The following is a 22,074-nucleotide window of genomic DNA, read 5'->3' as shown; positions in this document are numbered from 1 at the left end:
GAAAGATGACGATGGGGGCGTGGCCCCCGTCAAACCACATGAGGAAGACCATGGGCCAGACCCTGAAATGTATCTCACCGATCGACGGATCGGTCTATGCCGAGCGCGAGACGCTGTCGCCGGAGGCCGCAGCAGAGCGTGCCAAGGCAGCACGTGTGGCCCAGGCGGCCTGGGCCGCCCGCCCCCTGCAGGAGCGGATTGACCTGGTGATGGCCGGCGTCGCCGCCGTGGGGGCCATGAATGACGAGATCGTGCCGGAGCTGGCCCACATGATGGGGCGCCCGGTGCGCTATGGCGGCGAGTTTGGCGGCTTCAACGAACGTGCCAGCCACATGGCCGCGATTGCAGCAGAGTCGCTTGCGGATATCGAGGTTGGAGAGGACGCCACCTTCAAACGCTACATCAAGCGCGTGCCCCATGGGGTTGTGTTGGTGGTCGCGCCCTGGAACTACCCCTATATGACCGCAATCAACACCGTGGCGCCAGCGCTGATTGCGGGCAATACGGTGGTTCTGAAACACGCCACCCAGACGCTCCTGGTGGGCGAGCGCATGGCGCAGGCCTTCCAGTCGGCGGGCGTTCCGGCAGATGTGTTCCAGAATGTATTCCTCGACCATGACACCACATCCTCGCTAATTGCCTCAAAGGCCTTTGACTTCGTGAACTTCACAGGCTCCGTCGGTGGCGGCCAGGCGATGGAGCGCGCAGCGGCCGGCACCTTTACCGGCGTCGGCACCGAGCTGGGCGGCAAGGATCCGGGTTATGTGATGGAAGACGCCGATCTGGACGCGGCGGTGGACACGCTGATTGACGGCGCCATGTTCAACTCAGGCCAGTGCTGCTGCGGCATCGAGCGGATCTATGTCCATGAGAGCCTTTACGACGCCTTTGTCGAGAAGGCAGTGGCTATCGTGAAAGGCTACAAGCTGGGCAATCCGCTGGAGGCAGAAACCACCATTGGCCCGATGGCCAATGTGCGCTTTGCACAGGAGGTGCGCGACCAGATCGCCGAGGCGGTAGCGGCGGGTGCTGTCGCCCATATCGCGCCCTTCGCCGAGGATGACGGCGGTGCCTATCTCACACCGCAGATCCTGACAAATGTGACACATGACATGCGGGTGATGCGCGACGAGAGCTTTGGCCCTGTCGTGGGCATCATGAAAGTCACCTCTGACGAAGAGGCGATTGCGCTGATGAATGACAGCGAATTTGGCCTCACCGCGTCGCTATGGACCCGTGATGTTGAGCGCGCCGCGCGTGTTGGCGATCAGATCGAAACCGGCACCGTGTTTATGAACCGCGCCGATTATCTGGATCCGGGCCTGTGCTGGACCGGCTGCAAGAACACCGGCCGCGGTGGGGGTCTGTCGATCATCGGCTTCCATAACCTCACCCGCCCGAAATCCTATCACCTGAAAAAAGTCACGGGCTGAGTCCCGTCGTCTTTCCAAAAATACTCCGGGGGGCTTGCCGCAGGGCAAGCGGGGGCAGCGCCCCCTCCCCGGCTTCATCACAGGAACACACCTATGACTCTTGTTGGAAACTGGTCCTACCCGACCGCAATCAAATTCGGCGCAGGCCGGATCAAGGAACTGGCGGACGCCTGCGCTGCTGTCGGCATGAAGAAACCTCTGCTGGTCACCGACAAAGGCCTGGCCGAACTGCCCGTCACCCAAGCCACCATCGACATCCTGGAGGCCGCGGGCCTTGGCCGGGCGATGTTCTGCGAGGTTGACCCGAACCCGAACGAGAAGAACCTCGAAGCCGGTGTTGCCGCCTACAAGGCGGGCGGCCATGACGGGGTTATCGCTTTTGGCGGCGGCTCTGGCCTCGATCTGGGCAAGATGGTCGCCTTCATGTGCGGCCAGACCCGACCGGTTTGGGATTTTGAGGACATCGGCGACTGGTGGACCCGCGCCGATGCCGATGCAATCGCGCCAATCATCGCCGTGCCGACCACCGCAGGCACCGGCTCCGAGGTCGGCCGCGCCTCTGTGATCACCGACAGTGTGACCCATCAGAAAAAGATCATCTTCCACCCCAAGGTGCTGCCAACCGTGGTGATCTGTGATCCCGAGCTGACCGTGGGCATGCCGAAGTTCATCACCGCAGGCACCGGGCTGGATGCCTTTGCCCATTGCGTCGAGGCGTTCTCCAGCCCGCATTACCACCCGATGTCGCAGGGCATCGCGCTGGAAGGCATGCGCCTGGTAAAGGATTTCCTGCCGCGCGCCTATGCCGATGGCACCGATATCGAGGCGCGCGCGCAGATGATGTCGGCTGCAGCCATGGGGGCCACCGCCTTCCAGAAAGGCCTCGGTGCGATCCACGCCATGAGCCATCCGATCGGCGCAGTGTTCAACACCCACCACGGCACCACCAATGCGGTCTGCATGCCTGCGGTTCTGGCCTTCAACGCGCCGGAAATTCGCGAGCGGTTCAACACCGCAGCTGCCTATCTGGGCATCGACTGCGGCTTTGACGGTTTCTGCGCCTATGTGCAGGAACTGAACGACAGTCTCGGTATCCCACGTGGCCTCGCGGACCTCGGCGTCACCGAAGACGCCATCCCCGAGCTGGTCCGAGGCGCCCTGATCGACCCCTCCTGCGGCGGCAACCCTGTCGTTCTGGATGAAGCCAATCTTACGCAGCTGTTCAAGGACGCGATGTGATCTCCGGTTGAGGGCCACAGAATACTGAGCCCGGACCGAGCTGTCTGACGTCTGGCTCAGGTGTCGTGATTGCGGCCCCTCTCTGGCTTGAGAGGGGCCGCATTTCTATTCGCAATGATCCGGGTCTGTCCCTATTTCGCCGCGCCGCAGTGTCGATCGACCATGCGCTGCACCATCGGGGCAAAGTGCCAGAAATCGGGCGTCTTCATCCCCTCACGCTTGCCCGCCTCGTCCAGATAGCGCACCGCGATGATCTCCTTGAGGTTCGGATTGGCCTCGAACTCCACCACTTCCTGCGCGGTCATCGGTCCCCCCTGCAGCTCCAGCGTATGGACCGAGGCAGGCGAAAGGCGTTTAAAATACTCGGGCTTGGTCGCACAGAGATAGCGTTTCGCAGCAACGTGGTAGCGACAGCAATCGGTGATCACGCTGGGAAAGAAGCGCTCCAGCACCTCGGCCCCGGCGTCCTCATGGTGGCGGTCTTCGGTATCATCGGGGTGATAGGTGCCAAACTCCGATGTGAAATGACCGATATCATGCAGGAGGGCGCCGACGATGATTTCCTCCGGCTGGCCATTCTCTTCGGCGATTGTGGCACCCTGCAGCATATGCTCTCCCATGGTCACCGGCTCGCCCAGATATTCCTCACCGCCGCGGCGATCGAAGATGGAGCCGAGGAACGCAACGATTGTGTCGCGGTCGAGTGTCTCAGGCGGGCGATGCGGCGCTGGCTGCGGTTTGCGGCTGGTCATTCCGCCGCCTCCCCCAGGGCCTGACGCCGCCGGGCCTCATAGGCAGAGCGTAGCCCGTCCTTGTCGGCATAGCAGCCCTGTAACCACCGCGTTCCTTCGCCGGAATAGCCCTTGCGCGCATGAAGGACACGGGTGTTGTCGACCACAAATGCCTCACCGGGGTTCAGGCGAAAGGTCACCTCCATTGCCGTGTCGTCGATAATCTCGCCGAACCGGCGATAGGCCGCATAATAGAGCGCCATTTTGTCGAAGGGGACATCCTGAACCGCCGCAAGTGAGCGATTGTTGAAACGCACAGCAATCAGCTCGCCATCCGGCGCCAGCTCGATCATCGGACGGCGCGAGGTCAGGCAGACCCCTGCTTCGCCGGCATATTCAAAGCGCGCGCAATGCTCGGCCAGAACGTTGAAATAGGCTTCGTTTTCGGCCTTGAGCCGCAGCGCCGCGGCAAAGCCGTCAACCACCATGTTCTCGCCGCCGGCAGCCGAGCTTTCGAGACAGTAGAGCACCTGGATCGTCGGCACGGGATCGCGATAGGGGTTGTCGGTATGGGCCTGCAAGCCAAGCCCGGTAAAGGCCAGATTGGTCGGATTCACCTCGGTACGGACCTCAAAGTGACGCCCATAGTTGGTCTCCCGGACATGACCAAAAAGATCCACAACCCGGAACAGTGCACCGTCCTCAACCGGACCGTTGACGATTTTGCCAAACCCGTAGCGTGTCACCGCGCCAAGCCAGTCGGCCAACGCCGCACCACCGGCTTGCAGCGCGGCAAAATCCCCGGTGGGCACGGCCGCCATCAACCCCGCGTCCCAGGGCTCGACCCCCTCCGCGAGCCAGCCGCGCGCGTCCTGACGCGCCCGGTCATAGGCATGATCCCCAAGCCAGGACAGATCGTAATCCACGGTCTTCTCTTCCGGGACGAACCGCACCCGGAGGTGGCCGCCATCAAGCGTCGCCTCCGCAATTGCCGTGTCGGCCGGAATATCGCGCAGGGCGATCAGACGCTGGCCATTGGCCGTCGCACGGGTCTCGGGATCGCCCGCATTGTCGCGCAGCCAGATCGCGTGGAACCGCAGTTCAGACGTCCCAAGAGACAGGGTGAGATAATCGCCCGCTGGGGCAACGGTAACTGACGGCATGATGTCCTCAAGAAAGGGTCCGCAATGCGGAAGATGACTTTTGCCTGTATGTTGCCACCGGTCCTGGATAATCTCAAATTAGGAATTTCTGCACTTAGGCCAAGGTCAGCTAATGCAAAAACAGCGCTCAACCCTGCCCCCGCTGGAATGGATCCGCGCCTTTGAAGCGGCGGCGCGCTGCGGCAGCTTTACCGCAGCCGCAGACGAAACTGGGATCACCCAATCCGCCATCTCGCAGCGCATCGCCCAGCTGGAGAAACGGCTGGGGGTGGCGCTGTTCCACCGTCACCCTCGTGCCATTTCCCTGACTGTGGGGGGCGAGGCCTGGTTGCCCCATATCCAGTCGGCGCTGGACACGATGCGCGACAGCTCAGAGGCGCTGTTCGGCACCGGGCGGCGCCAGCTGACGATCTCCGCCAGCCAGTCGGTCATTGATCTGTGGCTCACGCCAAGGCTGGCAGCCCTGAGCGAGATTTCGGGTGGTCAGCTTGCGATCCAGACCATGGTGCTGGGCGCCCATGACGCGCCCGAGGATGATGTGCTGCGCATTCGCTACGGCGCCGGGGACTGGCCCCACCCCTATAAGCTGCCGCTCTATTCCGAGGAAATCGCGCCGATGGCGGCGCCCGCTCTGATCAAGGCTGCGCAGGACTGGACCGACTGGCCCCGCATTGCCTGTTCCGGTCCACGCCCGGGCTGGCCCGATTGGGTTGCCCGCCACGGCGGCGGGACAACGCCAGTACCGCATCTGCGTTTTGACACATTCCTGTCGGCACTTGGCGCGGCACAGGCCGGGGCCGGCGTTCTGCTAGGTTCGCTTCCTCTGTGCCGCGTGCCCCTGGCCGAGGGGCGGCTGGTTCGCCTTGATCGGAACCGGCTGAAACACCATGCCACCTATTGGATGATCGCCGGAAAAGACGCGGTAACCCACACGCAATGGAGCGAGCTGACACGCATCATGCAGTGAGCCGCGGCAAACGATTGGACCACGCGAATTGTCGCAATGGCAATCTGTCTTATGGGCTATTCATGGGGGCCGGTGCATAGCTGTATCCATTCATGCAAACCCAATTAGGAGCAATTGACGCCCATGAACATGTCGTTACTGGCAGCAGGAGGCCTGATGGTCGCGAACACGCTGTTGCACATCTTCGCCGGCGGTAAGAGCGTTGCACGCCCCCTGCTGAACGCGCGCGAGCTGTCTGGCGAGGTACGATATGTAAACTACTACTGCTGGCACCTGGTGAGCATTAACCTCGCTGCGGTGGCTGCGCTCTTTTTATGGCCTGCGCTGCTGAACGGGCCAGTCGCCGCCGCGATCATCGCCACCGCTCTGGCCGCCTCATATGCCCTCTGGGGGCTGGCCTTGCCGGTTCTGAACGGCCAGCGCTACAAGGATATTCCCCAGGGGTTCCTGTTTGTCCCCGTCACTCTGTCGGGTCTCGTCGGCCTGATGATCTGACACCTGTCAGGCACGATAACCACGCAAGTATCGGTATGGGCCGCAAGATGGCGGCCCAACCTGAGACGAGGTCAGACAGTTAGCCAATAGTATTTCATAGATAAAATATCTTTTGTTGATTACCCGACATCTTGTGGGCATTGAGCCTGTTCCTCATAGAAAACCACCAAAAACACCCTTAACAGCTCATGAATCGGCCGCATTCAGGGCAAGCGCGCGCTCAACTCATAGCTGTCTGGTTAAAGTCTTAACGACACTAGGCGGGCATATTAATCATTTGCTAGCGGCAAAATGACAGTCTCAGGCCAGTCTTTGGAAAGGGCGTTATCATGAATGGTACTGAGGTTACGACACAAACCAACCACGCGACACTGCCCTCCGGCAACCTATGTGTGCTGGTGCTGGATGACAGTGAATTTGACAGAACACGGATGCGAAGGCTGATTGCCCAAGCGGACAGATCTGTGAATGTGATCACCTGTTCGGATATCAAGGACTTTGAAAGAGCACTGGACGAGAATATCGTCGACCTCTGCCTGATTGACCATCAGCTGCGCGACGCCTCGGGGCTGGATGCCGTCGCCGTGGTCAAACAGCAACTGGAGACCGCGGAGGTCCCGGTGGTCATGATCTCCGGTCGTGAAGATACAGAAGCGGTTGTCAGTTCGATCCGCGCCGGCTGTGTCGACTACATCGGCAAGGGCAATCTGACGGCTGAAAAACTTCATGGTGTGATCTACAATTCCATCGCTGAAACCTTCTCCAACCCGGCCATGAAAGCCGAGGTGCAGGAAGCAACCCGTAATGTGATCCGTGGCATGGCTGAAGGCTGCATCAGCGAGCTGCAACCCAAACTGCGGCGCATGTACCGTCAGATCTCCTTTATTCGCGGCTGCCACAATCAGGGCCTGACCCCCTCCCCTGAGGCGCTGGATGAGATCGAAACCCATTGCCTGAACATCTGGCGGTTCTTCGACGAAATCGAACACTACAGCAATAGCTTCAACGAAGTTCGCCACTAGGTGGATCACCTCACCGCGGCTCAGCCACGGTGAGGTTGCTTCAGACGCACCCGAATAGTCGCCCCGTGCCGATTGGTCCGGGGCGGCAACGCGTCTACAAGACCGCCATAGCTATCGGCAAGGCGCCTCAGGATCGCCAACCCCATGCCTGCCCCTCCGGTGTCGGCGATCGAGAATTTGCTCATCGGATCAAAAATCCGTTCCAGCTTGCCTGCTGGAATTCCGACACCATCGTCTCGCACCAGCATCTCCCACATGCCGTCGTGGCAGCGGCCAACCACGGCAATGCGCACCGGCTCCGGGTTATGACCGGCCGCATTTCCCAGCAGGATCAGGAACATCGACATCAGGGCATCGGGGTTCATGTCAATTTCAGGCGGATCGAACCGCGCCCGCACCCGCAGGCCATCTGGCAGATTCAGCGCCGCAATCGCACGATCAAGGCAAGCTTGAACCGACACGTTCTCCGTCTCCCGGTATCCGGTCTTGGAATATCGCGACAGCTGGTCAAGCATCATGTTGAGCTTCTCAGCGTGCTGCCGCATCAGATCAAGGGATTGCGCCGGGGCTTCCGGCAGGGTCAGGCCTGCGTCCTCCAGATCCTCCCCAATCCAGTTCGGCAGTTCGGCAAGCGCCCTCACCGATCCTCGCAGATCATGCACGATTTTGTAGACCACTTCCATCATCGCCTGATCGCGCGTGGTCTGTCCAGCCGCCTGGTCGGGGGTATCATGTTTCATCGCGGAGCGCCTTTCGAAGTTCGGCAGGATAGGTGTCACGCAGGGCCATCCAGCGGCGCGCCTGCAACGTGGCACCCGCACGATCCGTTGTCGCACGCCAGGACTGGGCCACATTGTTGAGCGCGACCTCCGGCGTGGCGTCACCCGCCAGCGCAAGCTGAAGCCAATAGGACAAAGCGTCGAAATACTCCCCCCGCCGCGCCAGATAGAGATCGGGCATCGACGAGCGCATTGCCTGTTCATGCACACTCAGGAACTGTGCGCCATAGGCATCGACGATTGCGGGATCCTGATATTGATCGGTCCGGAAAGGGTCAAAAAAACCGCCTGTCTGCGCGATCGCCTCGGCACCGACCTTCTGCGAAACGGCATTCACGCAAAACTGATATGCGAGCTCGGGCTGCCTTGAATTTTTGGCGACGACGTAACTCCACCCCCAGTTGAAATACGACATGGGCACCAACGCCCCATTGATGCGCCCACCGGGCAGCGAGGCGTTGACCAGATTATCGCGCATCGCCGAGTCCGGCGCATAGAGGCTTTTCTGTGTCCCCCCCCAACCGATATTGGCGTAGATGTCACCCTCGCGGTACCGTGCCCAATTGGCAAAGAGGCCCAGGTCGGCCCCAACCAGATGGGCGCTCGAGGCGATCATCTCTTCCAATGCGGCGACGCCCTGGGCACCGGCAATCTGCGGCTCCATCGTGGGTGAAAACGGCCAGGCCCCCTTGGCGTGGAACCGGGCCCACCATTCCCAGGCCACCTTGTCGGCAGCGCGGAACAGGGAGCCGCCATAGCGTCCGGCATCCGGGTCGTGAAAGAACGCCATCTGGCGGTCCAGCTCTTCCCACGTCACCGGTGTTGTCAGATCTGTCCCGGTCTGATCCGCATATTTCTGTCTTAACTCAGGGTTCTCCATAAACCTTTTGTTATAAAACATTAAGAACACGTCACCGTCGGTTTGATACCCCCAGAGCCGGTCATCGAAAACATCACCGCTGGTATACATCATCGCGTCGGTCAGATCCTGCGGCGCATATTGCTGCGCCAGCCCGTCCAGGGGCAGGATCGCCTCCGCCTCGACAAGATCGGGGATTCCAAACGTTGCAGGCAGCGCCACATCGACACCGACGTCATTGAGCATTGCCTCCAGCGTCAACACCGCATTAATCTCTCCCACACCGACAACGACCAATTCCGCCCGGCAGCCACATAACGCTTCGAAACTCTTGGCAACCGGGGCCAGATTCGCCTCTGCCCCATGAGGGGTCAGAATACGCAACAGGTTGGGAGACTGGGGATCAGTTGCAGCACGTCCGGCTGCAGGCAGCAGGCCACCGCCCACCCCCAACGCCAGCGCATGCGTGGTAAAGGCGCGTCTTGTGAACATGGGGATCCTCGCGGTTGGCTATATGTCGTCAAACCTATCGTCGCCCAGTTAACGGCTGGTAAACCTCTCAACCTTATGTTGAGTCTCGCAAACAGCAAAAGGGACCCGCAGTGTCGCTAACCGCACGCCTAAGATCCTGTGTCGTCATCTGCCTCGCGTCGATCTGTGTCGCGATGTATACGGAGTGGAACGACCTTAGCCGTATTGAGCGCAAGACGGAAAACCTGTCGGACCGCACCATCCCCCTACTGGACAGGATCGCCGATCTTGGCGACCTGCAACATGGGCTGGAGGTGACATTGGCGAGGATCCGGCTCGTCGACGAACCGGATGGGCTAAAGGCGCTCGGACAGCGGCTCGACACGCTTGCACAGCTCTTTCGCGACAATTTCAGCGATCAGACAGATACAGTCACCAACGGTCCGTCCCCTGCAGATGCCGATGTCTTCCAAAAGGTTGTCAAAGGTCGGCAAGACCTCGTCGCCCAGTATGACCGGCTGGAGGCGCTTATCTCACAGGCGGCCTCCAAGATCCTGGCCCTGGAGAAATCCATCATTGTCGCGCAGATCGAGTTCGGCAATCAACAGCGTGGCACCGAGAGTTCGAGCCAGTCGTATTCCTGGGCAATCGACACCGCCAAAACCCTTGGGGAGATCTCCGGCAGCGTTGCATCGCTTGCCATCCTGACCAAGGATTTCTCCATTGATACCGGCGAAAAACACAGCGCGGAGAGTCAGCGCCTCGTCGCCCAGATCAATACTCTTGCCTCCCGCCTTGCCCGGCTCAAAAACATCGATGCGCGTCACGAGATTGCCGGTGTGCTGGTCGACTATCGCAAGATAATGCTTGGCCCGGATGGCGTCGTCGAAGGATTGTCGCAGTTACAGATCAGCGAAGCGCAACAGGATCGTCTTTACAAAGAGGCTGAAGCCGTCCTGAACCGCATCGGCACCTGGAGCAGGTCGAACACGCAGCGTGCAGCGATGGAGTTTCGACAAAGCGCGGCAGAAACCACGCGCATCGTGGAACGCATTCGCTTTGTCGATGTCGCTTTCAACATGTGTATGCTGTTGATTTCTCTGGCGCTTTTGTGGTTCATGATCGAGGTTCGCATGATCTCGCGCATCCATCGCCTGACCCGCCATATCCAGCGCATGTCCCGCGGCGAGCTCGACGACCCGATCAACACCAGTGGCTCTGACGAAATCTCGGAGATCGCAAAGGCTGTCGAGAAATCACGCCTCACCGCCGCTGCGCTGAAGCGCTCGAACGAGGAGCTGGAGAGATTTGCCTATGTGGCCGCACATGACCTGCGTGCGCCATTGCGGGCGATTTCAAATCTGATCGAATGGACCGAAGAAGACTTTGCCGATGAGATGCCGACCGATGCGCAAAAGAATATCGGATTGATCCGCAATCGCACGGACAGACTATCCAGCCATCTGTCGGCGCTGCTGGATTATGCACGTGCAGGACAGATCGAGGGCGAACACGGCGCATTCAGCCTGACGCATTTTGCAGATGAGCTGCGGCTCTATTTCAATTCCAACCCGGAATTCGAAATCAAGGTCGAGCAGGATTGCGGTCCCTTCGGTGCATATCTGACACCGTTGAAAACCATCCTGATCAATCTTGTCAGCAATGCCAGCAAGCATCACGACAGATCATCGGGCACCATCCGCATCAGCAGCGAACTCTACCCGAACTACGTGGAAATCACCGTTGCCGACGATGGTCCGGGCATCCCGAAACAATACCAGGAGCAGATTTTCGTGCTGTTTCAAACGCTGAAATCCCGTGATGAAGTCGAAGGGTCCGGCCTGGGTCTGGCTCTTGTGCAAAAACTTGCCAGATCACTGGGTGGCAGCGTTTCTGTAGTTTCCAATCCGGAGGTGGCGCGCGGCACCGTGTTCACGGTCCGGATCCCGCTCAACTCCAAATCAAAGAAACCGCTGAATGACATCCAAGGATTGGCCGCATGACCAATAAAGAATCCGTTACATTCCTGATTGTCGATGACGATGAAGTGGCTGTCATGGCCATCAAACGCGCCTTGAAAAAGCTGCGTCTCGTGAACCCGGTAGAGGTCGTGGGCGACGGGCAGGAAGCGCTGGACCTGTTGCGCGGTGTGAACGCTGCCGCGCTGGAGCGCCCCTATATCATCCTACTTGATCTGAATATGCCGCGCATGGGTGGTCTGGAATTCCTGTCAGAGGTCCGGGAGGACAAGGAATTGGCAAATTCCGTGATCTTTGTTCTGACAACCTCCGATGCGCCTTCCGATATCGCGGTCGCTTATGAGCACAAAATCGCAGGCTATATCGTGAAAGAAAACGCCTATGACGCCGTCAAATCGGCCGTTGAAATGCTGGGCGCCTATGTCGAGATTGTGTCGCTTGAAAACAAGCTGAGATGACGCCGGTCAGCGGATCAATGCTGTTGGCGCCAGCTTGCCGAAAAGGCGGGCCCTTACAGTCTGTGCGGTCCATGAACGCAACGGCGGGAAAAGACTGATATTCCCGGCGCCATCGATGGCAGCATTCGTATGGCCGATGCCCCGGCGCGACTGAACTCTAATGGCGTAGCTACTCTGGCGGCGGCGCTGTTTCTTCATGGCGATATCTAGCCCCGACGCCCCCGTGGTGGCCCCCGCCCCTCAAGGCATATGGCAATACCAAGCTGTCGCTGGACCAGATGCACCTGAATGGTCTCCGGGATGCGGGCTCAATCCGTTCGGAGGCCGCGCATTCCAGTCCGAATTCTGACCACGGATCGACAGCTTGCGGCCTAACATCGGTGATCGGGAAGATTTTCCGATCCAGAGACGCTCAAATCTGCGCGACACATCCCATGTTGGAACGCGCGCATTCGAAAGACGCGCAAGATTGGAAAACGGGTCGGGCCCTGTGCTCAAACCTGCAATCGTTCTAGATTGCGACCATACAGATTGGCCGCATGGCAGAGCGGGATCGCCCGCTGCACCCTCAGCCCCAACACATGCGTGGTCTTCCGGTCAACTCTGAACCAACCTGCGCGCCGGTCAACAGCGCTGCTCTGCGCGTGCAGCCGGTTGCCCGCCCCACGGTTGTCGCACAAGTCTGCGGACCGCAGCCCCTACATCACCGTCAGCCACTCAACCAGTCACTCAACCTATTCCAATGCAATCATACCGGTGAAACCGACCCGCGCCAGCTGGCGCGGGATATCAGTCTTCGACGGTTTGCCCCAGTTCGCACCAACCATCAGATCCCGCGCAGCAAGTTCAGCGCAGAACCAGTCTGGTCAGCCCTCTTTTCCAGCAGGATCAACCTCTTAACTGGGGTGACGTGACCCAGCCTAACCCTACATTTGCCTCCCCGCCATGGGCCAGCAAAACCCCGCGTGCGCGCCATGGACGGCGCCAAGGGCATGACCGGCCATCCGGGACGCCCCAGAACCACGCCTGCCCAGACGCGGGCATCATTTCAGCGTCAGCACAACAAACAGCGTCCCCGCAATCCCTGCAAAGATGGTGAGCCAAATGAGCCCCACCAGCTCGGTCGTGCTTTCCGCTTCAAGCTGGTTGGCCAGCGAGATGATTTCAGCGGTGACATTCGTCTCTTCCCTGCGCAGAAAGTCGATCCATTCCGTCGACGCCGCAACCCAGCGCTCGCTGTTGAGAGCCGCCGGCCCGGAGGCCGCTTTTGCTGACCTGATGGTATCACGCAGGTCGCTTAAGGTGAGATATTGGTCCGTCCTTTGCAGCGATGGCAGCCAGCTTCCACTTCCCTTGACGACCGCTGCTTCGGTCAACAGGATGATCTGCGCGCCGCCGAGGGCGGCAAAATGCTCCCGCAGCGCAGAAGAATTTCCCGTTTCGATGACCGCAGCGCCAGTTGCCCGCTCAAGTCCGGCCTTTTCCTTGGCTTCGCCGATCAGGAAACGCGCCTGTCGCAGCGCTTGGTATTCGGTGGAACTGTCCAGCCCGACGCTTTGTCGGGTAAGAGCCATGATGGTGCTGATGAGTTCCGTGTAGGGCCCAGCGACATCCGAAACGATGACCGGCCTATCAAAGCCGAGGCCATCGACATGCTGGCGCAGTTCCGCCAGCCGTTCCACCCCGTGAACAACGCGATCAAAGGCCAGGCTATGATCGTCGGCCATCAGGGTGATGCGCGAAAGTGCCGAGGCGACCACCGCATCAGTCTGGCCGCGCTGACGTATCAACGCATCTGGAAAAACCCGCCCATCTGAGGAGACATATCCGACGGAATACCCGCGCTCGCGCTGCAGCTCATGGATCATATCGCTGATCGCGCTTTCCTCCTTCGCGGTCTGCGCGGCGTATTCCGCAAGGAGGTGGCGAGCGCGCTGCGCCACAAGCGCGCTCGCAGCGAGATACCCTGCCAGCAGGAAAAGCGGCGCAACAACCAGCAATATGGCAAGCCTGAGCGGCATGATTTCCCCAATCCGATGAGACACCGTTGGAACAATTATAGGGATAATTCGTTTACCATATACTACCAAAACGTGTATCATTTCAATTTCCACAGCGCAGGGTCTAGAGCCACGGCCGCCAGCCCCGCCGGATCGGCTGCCGTTCAGGACCGGCAGCAGCGGCGTGAGAGGCGCAGACAGATCGCGCACAGCGGCACCTGCGCAGGCCCCCTTTCTGGCTTGCCGTGTAAACGCATCCCCTCCTGCTGTGATGTGCTACACTGATGCTTCGGGCAGCGGCATTACGCGCCAATCCGCTGACCGGCGAACGGGCTTGATTTTTGCAACTGTTAGCGATAACGATGCGGCAATTGTCAGGCCACCGGGCGCGCCCGTCGAAGGCTGAACCCCTATCACCATCGGAGTTGCACAGATGACCTTGAAAATTGCGATCAATGGATTTGGACGAATTGGCCGTGGCGTATTGCGCGCCTTGCTGGAGAGCAACGCCGACGATATCTCGGTTGTGGCGATCAACGATCTGTCGCCTGCGGAAACCCTGGCGCATCTGTTGAAATACGATAGTGTCCATGGCCGCCTGCGGAACGAGGTGACCGTCGACGGCGATACGATGACTGTCGGCAATCACAGCATCCGCCTGACGGCGATCCGTAATCCCGAGGATCTGCCCTGGCAGGACGTTGATATCGCCTATGAATGCACCGGCCTGTTCACCAGCCGCGAGACTGCTGCCAAGCATCTGCAAAACGGCTCCAAACGTGTCCTGATCTCCGCCCCCGGCAAGGAGGTCGATCGCACCGTGGTGTTCGGGGTCAATCACAAGGATCTGACCAAGGACGACGTCATTGTCTCCAACGCCTCCTGCACCACCAATTGTCTGGCCCCGGTGGCAAAGGTTCTGGACGATACATTCGGCATTAAGACCGGGTATATGACCACGATCCATGCCTATACCGGTGATCAGCCGACCCATGACACCAGCCACAAGGATCTTTACCGCGCCCGTGCCGCGGCGCTGTCGATGATCCCGACCTCAACAGGCGCAGCCCGCGCGATTTCGGAGGTCCTGCCGCATCTGAAAGGCCGCCTGGAGGGTTCAGCAATCCGCGTGCCGACCCCGAATGTTTCGGTGGTTGATCTCAGCTTCATTCCTGAAAAACCTGCCACTGTTGAGACAATCAACGAGGCGATGAAGGCTGCCGCGGCGGGCGATCTGGCAGGGATCCTGTCCTATGAGACGGACCCGCTGGTCTCCATCGACTTCAACCACGACCCGCATTCCTCCTGTTTTGCGGCACCACAGACCGCGGTTACCGCCGAGGGGCTGGTCCGCGTTGTCAGCTGGTATGACAACGAATGGGGCTTCTCCAACCGGATGGTCGACACCGGCCGCCACATGGGCAAGGTGATGAACGGCTAAGCGCGCGGAAGATGCGCTGACAGAACAGGAAAGGGCTGCCACTGGCAGCCCTTTTTGAGTTGTACTCTCAGGCCTTGCCCACCCCATGCGGGCAGGCCCTTATGCCGCTAGATGCGGAAAATCGGTTGCAGCAGGCGCGGGACGAAGGACCGGAACCGCAGTGCAGCGTCAGTCGCGGCAAGGCAGATGCAGGTCTCACCGTCCTCGGCAATCGGCGTATGTTCCAGGTGATCGTCCGCAACTTCCAGATCCCCGACACCAAAGCGCCCGGTTTCATCGCGAAACGCGCCCTGTAAAACCAGCGTCAGCTCCAGCCCGTTGTGGCCATGGTCAGGGACCGCCTGTCCCGCAGGAATATAGAGCAGCCGCACGCTGCCCTCCTCGTCATGGCTGAGGATTGACTGACGCACCCCCATGCCGAGCGACTTCCACTTTGGCGGCAGCCCACCCAGCGCCTGCATCACCGGCGCCGGAAAGATGCCGGAGCGGTTGAACTTCGGTGCGTCCTCAAAGGGTGAATCCAACTCGGCAAACACGCGCTCCCGCAGATCATCCGAGACATCCCGGGTTCCACAGGTTTCCAGTACCGACCCGCCGACCGCCTGATGCGCATTCAACCGGGCGCGGCAGTCGTCACACATCGACAGATGGGTCGCCACAACCAGAGAGTAGGCATAGGGCAAATTGCCAGAGGCATAGGCCACCAGCAACGGGTCAGGGATATGATGGCGTACGCCGGTCATGATAGTCCTTGTTCCTTCAACTCATGACGCAACCGCTCAAGTCCGAGGCGGATGCGGGATTTGATTGTCCCCAGGGGCAATCCGGTCTGTTCCCGGATGTCCGCATGGGTCAGCTCGCCCAGATAGGCCTTTTCAACCATCTCTCGCTGTGCCGGTTTCAACCGGGCCAGGGCTGCGCGCAGCTTTGTTGTTTCCTGATCCAACGCCAGAATCTGGGCTGCATCTTCTTGTGTTTCCTCGGGAAGCTTCAGCTCCTCCGGTATTGGCCGCCGTTCCTTGCGGATCACGTCGATCTGCCTGTTGCGAGCGATCTGGTAGATCCACGCCGAGACCTGAGCACGTTCAGGATCGAACATGGCCGCCTTTCGCCATACGGTCAGCATCACCTCCTGAACGACCTCTTCGGCCTGGCTGGGTGGCATACCGGATCGGCAGATCACCCCCTTCAGACGCGGCGCGAAATAGTCGAACAGACGACCAAACGCCACCTTGCAGCGGTTGTCGCGCACGGCCAGCATCCAGACTGTCTGATCCGACAGGCTTTCCCGTTCCACTTTTTTCCTTTCGCGCATTACACTTGTGTCACGGTCTACCGTAACGGGCGGCGCAGGCGCTGCAAGAGTTGGATGGCTCAGCATGGTCAACATGTACGGATTACGCATCTTTCACGGTGCTGGATCACTCTGAGCGCAATTAATTTCAGTTTTTTCCATTCGTCCGGAGAGGCCCGTCATCTTAATCACCATCTTTTTTGATCCGCCCGGGCGAGCGGCCCGTAACAAGTTGAAATCACAGATGGAGACAGCATGTCCTTCGACGCATTATCATCCGCTCGCCAGCGTATCGCCGTTGTCGGTGGTGGCATCTCCGGGCTTGCCACCGCCTGGCTGCTCGCAAAAAGCCACAACGTCACGCTTTATGAAGCCGCGCCGCGACTGGGTGGGCACGCGCGGACCGTCGTCGCCGGTCGTAATGGCGACCAGCCCGTGGATACCGGCTTCATCGTCTTCAACTATGTGAACTATCCGCATCTGACGTCGATGTTCCGCGATCTGGATGTGCCCGTGGTCAAAAGCGACATGAGTTTCGGTGCCAGCATCGGGGATGGCCGCGTCGAATACGGTCTGCGAGATCTTGGGGCGCTGCTCGGGCAGCGTCGCAACATCGCGCGGCCCGCCTTTTTCCGCATGGTACGCGATATCCTGCGCTTTAACGCCAACGCCGAAGAGGTCGCCAAGAGTGACAGCGTCACCATCGGCGAACTGGTCAATGATCTGAAGCTCGGCGACTGGTTCCAGCGCTATTACCTGATGCCCATCTGTGGCGCGATCTGGTCGACGCCGCCGGATGAAATCCGCGGTTTTCCGGCGCAGTCGCTGGTCCGCTTCTTTCGCAATCACGCATTGCTCAGCGCTTCTGGACAGCATCAATGGTGGACGGTCAAAGGCGGCAGCATCGAATATGTCCGACGTCTGACCGCCCGATTGGACCAGATGGGCTGCCAATTGCGTCCGGGCATCCCGGTGCGCAGCGTCGAACGGACATCCGAGGGGGTACGCATCCACCTCCCCGATGGCACCTCCGAAAACTTTGATCAGGTGGTGATGGCCTGCCATTCCGATGACAGCCTGCGCTTGCTGGCGCAGCCGACAGCGGCAGAGCAGGCAACGCTGGGGGTCATGCGCTATCAGGATAACGAGATGATCCTGCACCGCGACACCGACCAGATGCCGCGCCGCCGTGCCTGCTGGTCGTCTTGGGTCTACAAGGCTGACACCCGCGACAACCGGGCCGCCATCGGCGTCACCTACTGGATGAACCGGCTCCAGAATATCGACGAAAACGATCCTCTGTTCGTTTCGCTGAACCCGGTAAAGGATGTGCGGTCGGATCTGATCTACGATCAAAAAACTTTCCGCCATCCGGTGTTTGACACCGCCGCGCTGCGCGCACAAAGCCGGATTGCCGATATCCAGGGGCATAACAACACCTGGTTTGCCGGTGCCTATCTGCGGCATGGGTTTCACGAAGACGGTTTTGCCAGCGCGGTGCGCGTCGCACGTGGCATCAGCGCGCGGGAACGGGTGATCGGATGACCCTGTGGCCCGAGCATATCGCCGGACAGACCACCCATGCCCGCCATGGCGCCATCTCCAACAGCTTTCGCTACGGCGTGGACTATGTGCTGATTGACCCGCGCTCCGAGAGCGGCCCGCTGCTGTTTTCGCGCAATCGCTTCAATCTGGCTGCGGTCCATGATCGCAACCATGGTGGCGCGCCGAAACAGGGGATCGGCCTGCCATGGGCACTGGACGTGTTCGCCGACGCCGGGCTGGATCTGGAGGGGATCACCATTCGGCTGCTCACTCAACCGAGCTATCTGGGCCATATTTTCAACCCGGTCAGCTTCTGGCTGGCCTTTCGCGGCAAGGCGCTACATGCGGTCATCGCAGAGGTCAGCAATACCTTTGGCGACCGCCACAGCTATGTCTGTCACAAACCCGGCTTCACCGCCATCGCCCCCTCCGACAAGCTTCAGGCCAAGAAGATCTTTCACGTCTCTCCATTTCAGGACATTGCCGGGGACTACTGGTTCAACTTCGACATCGGCCCCCGGCGGATCGCCATCCGGATCGACCACAAGAACGATGGCGAAGGGGTGGTCGCCACGCTGACCGGCCCGCGCCAGCCGCTAAGCAACGCCGCACTCATATGCTCCAGCCTGCGCCGCCCGGCCGGCACGCTGCGCACGGTTGCGCTGATTTACTGGCAGGCGCTGAAATTGAAACTCAAGGGCGCCAGCTATCGCCCCCGCCCTACCCCACCGAAACATGAGGTCAGCTGATGATTTTCCTTACCAAACGCGTAAAACACGACTTTCTCGACAGCTGCGCGCGCATCCGCAAGGGCAGTCTGCGCCTGCTGACCCCAGAGGGCGACACCCATGATTTCGGCACCGGTGAACCACGCGCCGAAATCCATCTGCGTGACTGGAGCGCCATAACCGCCATGGCCGCCCGCGGCGATATCGGCCTCGGCGAGGCCTATGTCGCCGGACTTTGGGAGACGCCCAGCATCGAAGACGTCATCAAGGTGGCGCTGCTCAACCTCGATCATCTCACCGATTACGCCTACCCGAGTTTCTGGGCCAGTCTGAAGTTCCGAGTCGTGGACCGGATGCTGCGCGCCAATTCGATCAAGGGCGCGGCGCGGAACATCAAGGCCCATTACGACGTCGGCAATGAATTCTACCAACTGTGGCTGGACGAAAGCATGACCTATTCCTCGGCCCTCTTTGCGCCGGGTGACAATGACCTCGCGCGTGCGCAGACCCGCAAATACGACCGGGTGCTGAGCCGCCTCACCGCCGGTGATCGCGTCCTGGAGGTTGGCTGCGGCTGGGGCGGATTTGCCGACCGCGCCGCCGAACAGGGGCGCCATGTTACCGGGCTGACCATCTCCCCCAGTCAGTTTGGTTATGCCGACGCGAGGCTCGATGGGCGCGCCGATATCCGCCTTTGCGATTATCGCAAATCGGAGGGAAAATTCGACAATATCGTTTCCATCGAAATGGTTGAGGCCGTGGGCGAACGCTATTGGCCCAGCTATTTCGCCACGCTGAAAGACCGTCTGGCCGATGACGGCCGCGCTGTGGTGCAGGCGATCACCGTTCAGGACAGCTATTTCGACATCTATCGGCAGTCCTCGGACTATATCCGCCAGTATACTTTTCCGGGCGGCATGTTGCTCTCCGATGCGGTGATCTCACATCAGGCGCGCACCGCTGGTCTGAAGGTTACGGATAATTTCGCCTTTGGCCAGGATTACGCGCGCACCTGCCGGGAATGGGCGGCGCGCCTTGTCGCGATGACCCCCAAAATCCACTCTCTGGGCTATGGCGAGGCCTTCCTGCGCAACTGGCGCTACTATCTGGAAACCTGCGCCGCCTCCTTCGAGGTCGGCCAGACGGACGTGGTTCAGGTGGAGCTGGCCCATGCCTGAGATCCGCCAAAACCACCTGCGCTCCGCAATCGCCGCATTTGCCGTCAGTCTCGGCGTGGGTCTCGCCAGCGCTGCAACGGCAAATACCGGCCTCAGCTCGCCGACCAAACTGGGAGAGGTCACCTTCCGCTGGTTTGGCCTGCCGCTCTATGATGCCAGCCTTTACACCGAAGGGCAGACCCGCTTTGACTGGCAGAACCCGATGGCGCTCAAGCTCAGCTATCGGCGCGGTTTCAGCAGATCCCAGCTGATGCAGGCCACGGTCGCGGAACTGCTGCGGCTGGAAGGCAGGCGCGCCGATCACGATCAGCTGGTCGGCAAGCTGGATCGCTGTTTTCGCGATGTGAGACCGGGCGACAGCTTCGTGGCAACAACCCGCGTGCCTGATCAGGTGGCGCTCTATCTGAACGGAAAACAGACCTGCGATCTGCGCCATGCAGACGCCCGCAAGCGGTTTCTGAATATCTGGCTGTCGCCCAACAGCCGCGCTGCGCGTTTGTCCAGCGAGCTGCGGGGCAACTGATGCAAGCCACCCGTATCTCCCTATTTGCGCTGATGCTGGCCGCCGCCGGTCTGCCGCTCTATATCCATCTGCCGCGCTTTGCGACGGCGGAACTGGGACTGAGCCTGGCAACCCTCGCAGCGGTGCTGGCGGCGATACGGGTGCTGGATTTCGTGCAGGACCCCCTACTGGGCTGGGTCACCGACCGCTGGCCGCAGGAACGCGCGACCTTTGCAGCTCTGGCGGCCTTTGGCATGGCAGTGGGGTTCATCCTGCTCTACACCTACCGCCCGGCGGCGGGGGGCGTGCTGCCATGGTTCGTCATCGCCCTGGTGCTTCTGTTCACGGCCTATAGTCTCGGAAGTGTTTTGTTCTACGGGCAAAGCACCGCGCTTGCAGGCAGCCCGGAGGCGCTGATCCGTCTGGCCGGGTTTCGCGAGGGCGGCACATTGGCCGGTATCATCCTGGCAGCCCTGGCGCCGGGCGCGCTGGTTGCCGTCGGCGCAGGCCACGGCGGCTACCCCGCTTTTGGCTGGATGCTGGCCGCACTCTGCAGTGTGGTCTGGTGGCTGACCCGCGGCCTCTGGACAGCGGCACCGCGCCCCGAACACCCGCTGTCCATCACCGCGCTGCGTGCAGCGGGTGGCCTTCGCCTGCTGGCGCTGGCCCTCGTGAACAGCCTGCCGGTCGCCATGACATCGACACTGTTTCTGTTCTTCGTCGAGGACAAGCTGGCGCTTGCCGATATGGCCGGCCCCTTTCTGGTCCTGTTCTTTCTCGCAGCGGGACTATCGGTGCCGCTATGGACCCGCGCGGCAGAGAAGTTCGGCGCGCGCGAGGTGTTGTTTCCGGCGATGGCACTGGCGATCCTTGCCTTTGTCTCCGCAGCCTTTCTTCCGCCCGGCGCCAGCCTTGGCTTTGCCGCCATCTGCATTGGTTCGGGGGCCGCGCTCGGCGCGGATATGGTGATCCTGCCGGTGCTGTTTTCACGCGCATTGGCGCGCGCCGGGTTGCAGGCGGGGCAGGCCTTCGGGCTGTGGTCCTTTGCTGCCAAACTCGCGCTTGCCGCCGCTGCTGTGCTCCTGCTGCCGCTTCTGCAGATGAGCGGCTTCACCCCCGGTGGCGAAAACAGCGCCGCCGCCCTGCAGACGCTGACATGGGCCTACGCAATCATTCCCTGCTGCATCAAACTTATCGCCATCGCGATGGTGATCCGCCTCCCTGGAAAGGTAACCGCGTCATGAAACTCCTGCTTGTTGCCATCATTCTGTTGCTGCTGCTTGCGCTCCTTCGCCCTGGGCTGGGATTTCGCAGCCAGCACCCCGAACACTATGCCAATACCAGTCCCGCCTTCGACATTCGCACACATCTGAGCGGCGAGATGATCTCCGAAGGTATGATTTACGGCCCGTTGGGGCGCGTCTCCTCGCGGTTTGTCGCCACGATGACGGGCGAATGGGAGGGCGACACCGGCACGTTGAGCGAGAATTTCTCCTACGCCAGCGGCGGCACGCAGATGCGGAAATGGTTCCTCACCATGGGCGAAAACGGCAGCTTCACCGCCACCGCAGATGACATCATCGGCACCGGACAGGGTCAGCAGATGGGAGCCGCCGTGCGCCTGACCTATCGCATCCGCCTGCCAGAAAGCGCCGGTGGCCATGTGCTGGATGTCATCGACTGGATGTATCTGATGGAGAACGGCACGATCATGAACCGCTCCGAAATGCGCAAATTCGGCATCAAGGTGGCCGAGCTGATCGCCACCATGCGACCGAAGGGAGAGTGAG

21 protein-coding genes are annotated in these 22,074 nt (G+C 60.5%); 14 read left to right on the top strand and 7 right to left on the bottom strand.

What is annotated here, in order from left to right; translation table 11 throughout:
- Window positions 1–50: 50 nt before the first annotated feature.
- Together VWZ87_RS18825 and VWZ87_RS18820 are read left to right on the top strand one after the other, a co-directional pair.
- Window positions 51–1,433: an aldehyde dehydrogenase family protein gene (locus VWZ87_RS18825; RefSeq protein WP_416536640.1), complete on the top strand. Its 1,383-nt coding sequence runs from the start codon at window positions 51–53 to the stop codon at window positions 1,431–1,433.
- A 93-nt stretch (window positions 1,434–1,526) separates the two neighbouring features.
- On the top strand, window positions 1,527–2,672 hold the full coding sequence (locus VWZ87_RS18820) for an iron-containing alcohol dehydrogenase (RefSeq protein WP_416536639.1): 1,146 nt from the start codon (window positions 1,527–1,529) through the stop codon (window positions 2,670–2,672).
- 131 nt (window positions 2,673–2,803) lie between these two features.
- On the opposite strand, the gene VWZ87_RS18815 is transcribed toward VWZ87_RS18820, so the two are convergent.
- Both VWZ87_RS18815 and VWZ87_RS18810 read right to left on the bottom strand, forming a co-directional pair.
- Window positions 2,804–3,424: an HD domain-containing protein gene (locus VWZ87_RS18815; protein ID WP_416536638.1), complete on the bottom strand. Its 621-nt coding sequence runs from the start codon at window positions 3,422–3,424 to the stop codon at window positions 2,804–2,806.
- The gene (locus VWZ87_RS18810; RefSeq protein WP_416536637.1) at window positions 3,421–4,566 is read right to left on the bottom strand and encodes a TauD/TfdA family dioxygenase; all 1,146 of its coding nucleotides are present in this window, start codon (window positions 4,564–4,566) and stop codon (window positions 3,421–3,423) included. Before VWZ87_RS18810 ends, VWZ87_RS18815 begins: the two co-directional genes overlap by 4 nt.
- Window positions 4,567–4,678: 112 nt before the next feature.
- Between VWZ87_RS18810 and VWZ87_RS18805 the strand changes: the two genes are divergently transcribed.
- The 3 genes from VWZ87_RS18805 to VWZ87_RS18795 all read left to right on the top strand — a co-directional run bounded on the left by VWZ87_RS18805 (window position 4,679) and on the right by VWZ87_RS18795 (window position 7,050).
- A complete protein-coding gene (locus VWZ87_RS18805; RefSeq protein WP_416536636.1) occupies window positions 4,679–5,533 on the top strand; it encodes a LysR family transcriptional regulator in 855 nt (284 codons plus the stop codon).
- Between the two features lie 123 nt (window positions 5,534–5,656).
- Entirely contained in the window at window positions 5,657–6,028 is a 372-nt protein-coding gene (locus tag VWZ87_RS18800; RefSeq protein WP_416536635.1) for a hypothetical protein, read from the top strand.
- 329 nt (window positions 6,029–6,357) lie between these two features.
- Window positions 6,358–7,050 carry a response regulator gene (locus tag VWZ87_RS18795; protein WP_416536634.1) on the top strand — a complete coding sequence of 231 codons (693 nt, stop codon included), beginning with the start codon at window positions 6,358–6,360 and terminating at the stop codon, window positions 7,048–7,050.
- A 20-nt stretch (window positions 7,051–7,070) separates the two neighbouring features.
- Here VWZ87_RS18795 and VWZ87_RS18790 read toward each other — a convergent pair whose 3' ends face one another.
- The gene (locus tag VWZ87_RS18790) at window positions 7,071–7,790 is read right to left on the bottom strand and encodes a sensor histidine kinase (RefSeq protein ID WP_416536633.1); all 720 of its coding nucleotides are present in this window, start codon (window positions 7,788–7,790) and stop codon (window positions 7,071–7,073) included.
- Window positions 7,780–9,180: a sugar ABC transporter substrate-binding protein gene (locus VWZ87_RS18785; protein WP_416536632.1), complete on the bottom strand. Its 1,401-nt coding sequence runs from the start codon at window positions 9,178–9,180 to the stop codon at window positions 7,780–7,782. The genes VWZ87_RS18790 and VWZ87_RS18785 overlap by 11 nt, the downstream gene beginning before the upstream one ends.
- Window positions 9,181–9,290: 110 nt before the next feature.
- Here VWZ87_RS18785 and VWZ87_RS18780 point away from each other — a divergent pair, with 110 nt between their 5' ends.
- Window positions 9,291–11,162 carry a sensor histidine kinase gene (locus tag VWZ87_RS18780; RefSeq protein WP_416536631.1) on the top strand — a complete coding sequence of 624 codons (1,872 nt, stop codon included), beginning with the start codon at window positions 9,291–9,293 and terminating at the stop codon, window positions 11,160–11,162.
- Window positions 11,159–11,596, top strand: a complete 438-nt coding sequence (locus tag VWZ87_RS18775; protein WP_416536630.1) for a response regulator — start codon at window positions 11,159–11,161, stop codon at window positions 11,594–11,596. Before VWZ87_RS18780 ends, VWZ87_RS18775 begins: the two co-directional genes overlap by 4 nt.
- A 1,043-nt stretch (window positions 11,597–12,639) precedes the next feature.
- On the opposite strand, the gene VWZ87_RS18770 is transcribed toward VWZ87_RS18775, so the two are convergent.
- A complete protein-coding gene (locus VWZ87_RS18770; RefSeq protein ID WP_416536629.1) occupies window positions 12,640–13,710 on the bottom strand; it encodes a nitrate- and nitrite sensing domain-containing protein in 1,071 nt (356 codons plus the stop codon).
- 319 nt (window positions 13,711–14,029) lie between these two features.
- Between VWZ87_RS18770 and gap the strand changes: the two genes are divergently transcribed.
- Entirely contained in the window at window positions 14,030–15,037 is a 1,008-nt protein-coding gene (gene gap / locus VWZ87_RS18765) for a type I glyceraldehyde-3-phosphate dehydrogenase (RefSeq protein ID WP_340547398.1), read from the top strand.
- 107 nt (window positions 15,038–15,144) lie between these two features.
- On the opposite strand, the gene VWZ87_RS18760 is transcribed toward gap, so the two are convergent.
- Window positions 15,145–15,780: a ChrR family anti-sigma-E factor gene (locus VWZ87_RS18760; protein ID WP_340547399.1), complete on the bottom strand. Its 636-nt coding sequence runs from the start codon at window positions 15,778–15,780 to the stop codon at window positions 15,145–15,147.
- Window positions 15,777–16,427, bottom strand: coding sequence for a sigma-70 family RNA polymerase sigma factor (locus tag VWZ87_RS18755; RefSeq protein ID WP_340547532.1), 651 nt, complete (start codon window positions 16,425–16,427; stop codon window positions 15,777–15,779). The genes VWZ87_RS18760 and VWZ87_RS18755 overlap by 4 nt, the downstream gene beginning before the upstream one ends.
- 159 nt (window positions 16,428–16,586) lie before the next feature.
- Here VWZ87_RS18755 and VWZ87_RS18750 point away from each other — a divergent pair, with 159 nt between their 5' ends.
- From VWZ87_RS18750 to VWZ87_RS18725, 6 genes are read left to right on the top strand one after another with little or no spacing between them, the layout of a single operon-like run.
- Entirely contained in the window at window positions 16,587–17,876 is a 1,290-nt protein-coding gene (locus VWZ87_RS18750; RefSeq protein ID WP_416536628.1) for an NAD(P)/FAD-dependent oxidoreductase, read from the top strand.
- Window positions 17,873–18,625 carry a DUF1365 domain-containing protein gene (locus tag VWZ87_RS18745; RefSeq protein WP_416536627.1) on the top strand — a complete coding sequence of 251 codons (753 nt, stop codon included), beginning with the start codon at window positions 17,873–17,875 and terminating at the stop codon, window positions 18,623–18,625. Before VWZ87_RS18750 ends, VWZ87_RS18745 begins: the two co-directional genes overlap by 4 nt.
- The gene (locus VWZ87_RS18740; RefSeq protein ID WP_416536626.1) at window positions 18,625–19,782 is read left to right on the top strand and encodes a class I SAM-dependent methyltransferase; all 1,158 of its coding nucleotides are present in this window, start codon (window positions 18,625–18,627) and stop codon (window positions 19,780–19,782) included. Before VWZ87_RS18745 ends, VWZ87_RS18740 begins: the two co-directional genes overlap by 1 nt.
- On the top strand, window positions 19,775–20,305 hold the full coding sequence (locus VWZ87_RS18735; RefSeq protein ID WP_416536625.1) for a chalcone isomerase family protein: 531 nt from the start codon (window positions 19,775–19,777) through the stop codon (window positions 20,303–20,305). The genes VWZ87_RS18740 and VWZ87_RS18735 overlap by 8 nt, the downstream gene beginning before the upstream one ends.
- Window positions 20,305–21,528, top strand: a complete 1,224-nt coding sequence (locus VWZ87_RS18730; RefSeq protein ID WP_416536624.1) for an MFS transporter — start codon at window positions 20,305–20,307, stop codon at window positions 21,526–21,528. Before VWZ87_RS18735 ends, VWZ87_RS18730 begins: the two co-directional genes overlap by 1 nt.
- Entirely contained in the window at window positions 21,525–22,073 is a 549-nt protein-coding gene (locus tag VWZ87_RS18725) for a DUF3833 domain-containing protein (RefSeq protein ID WP_416536623.1), read from the top strand. The genes VWZ87_RS18730 and VWZ87_RS18725 overlap by 4 nt, the downstream gene beginning before the upstream one ends.
- Window position 22,074: the final 1 nt, after the last annotated feature.

Origin of the sequence: Phaeobacter sp. JH20_37 (assembly GCF_048056015.1) — a bacterium.
Taxonomy (GTDB): Bacteria; Pseudomonadota; Alphaproteobacteria; order Rhodobacterales; family Rhodobacteraceae; genus Phaeobacter; species Phaeobacter bryozoorum.
Note: the sequence above shows the minus strand (reverse complement) of the source record. Positions and strands in the feature narration are given on the sequence as shown.

Coding starts and splice junctions, on each gene's coding strand:
- VWZ87_RS18760 (WP_340547399.1), bottom strand. CDS start 15,780: ATGACCGGCGTACGCCATCATATCCCTGACCCGTTGCTGGTGGCCTAT.
- gap (WP_340547398.1), top strand. CDS start 14,030: ATGACCTTGAAAATTGCGATCAATGGATTTGGACGAATTGGCCGTGGC.
- VWZ87_RS18825 (WP_416536640.1), top strand. CDS start 51: ATGGGCCAGACCCTGAAATGTATCTCACCGATCGACGGATCGGTCTAT.
- VWZ87_RS18785 (WP_416536632.1), bottom strand. CDS start 9,180: ATGTTCACAAGACGCGCCTTTACCACGCATGCGCTGGCGTTGGGGGTG.
- VWZ87_RS18745 (WP_416536627.1), top strand. CDS start 17,873: ATGACCCTGTGGCCCGAGCATATCGCCGGACAGACCACCCATGCCCGC.
- VWZ87_RS18735 (WP_416536625.1), top strand. CDS start 19,775: ATGCCTGAGATCCGCCAAAACCACCTGCGCTCCGCAATCGCCGCATTT.
- VWZ87_RS18810 (WP_416536637.1), bottom strand. CDS start 4,566: ATGCCGTCAGTTACCGTTGCCCCAGCGGGCGATTATCTCACCCTGTCT.
- VWZ87_RS18815 (WP_416536638.1), bottom strand. CDS start 3,424: ATGACCAGCCGCAAACCGCAGCCAGCGCCGCATCGCCCGCCTGAGACA.
- VWZ87_RS18725 (WP_416536623.1), top strand. CDS start 21,525: ATGAAACTCCTGCTTGTTGCCATCATTCTGTTGCTGCTGCTTGCGCTC.
- VWZ87_RS18800 (WP_416536635.1), top strand. CDS start 5,657: ATGAACATGTCGTTACTGGCAGCAGGAGGCCTGATGGTCGCGAACACG.
- VWZ87_RS18740 (WP_416536626.1), top strand. CDS start 18,625: ATGATTTTCCTTACCAAACGCGTAAAACACGACTTTCTCGACAGCTGC.
- VWZ87_RS18730 (WP_416536624.1), top strand. CDS start 20,305: ATGCAAGCCACCCGTATCTCCCTATTTGCGCTGATGCTGGCCGCCGCC.
- VWZ87_RS18755 (WP_340547532.1), bottom strand. CDS start 16,427: ATGTTGACCATGCTGAGCCATCCAACTCTTGCAGCGCCTGCGCCGCCC.
- VWZ87_RS18820 (WP_416536639.1), top strand. CDS start 1,527: ATGACTCTTGTTGGAAACTGGTCCTACCCGACCGCAATCAAATTCGGC.
- VWZ87_RS18795 (WP_416536634.1), top strand. CDS start 6,358: ATGAATGGTACTGAGGTTACGACACAAACCAACCACGCGACACTGCCC.
- VWZ87_RS18750 (WP_416536628.1), top strand. CDS start 16,587: ATGTCCTTCGACGCATTATCATCCGCTCGCCAGCGTATCGCCGTTGTC.
- VWZ87_RS18775 (WP_416536630.1), top strand. CDS start 11,159: ATGACCAATAAAGAATCCGTTACATTCCTGATTGTCGATGACGATGAA.
- VWZ87_RS18805 (WP_416536636.1), top strand. CDS start 4,679: ATGCAAAAACAGCGCTCAACCCTGCCCCCGCTGGAATGGATCCGCGCC.
- VWZ87_RS18790 (WP_416536633.1), bottom strand. CDS start 7,790: ATGAAACATGATACCCCCGACCAGGCGGCTGGACAGACCACGCGCGAT.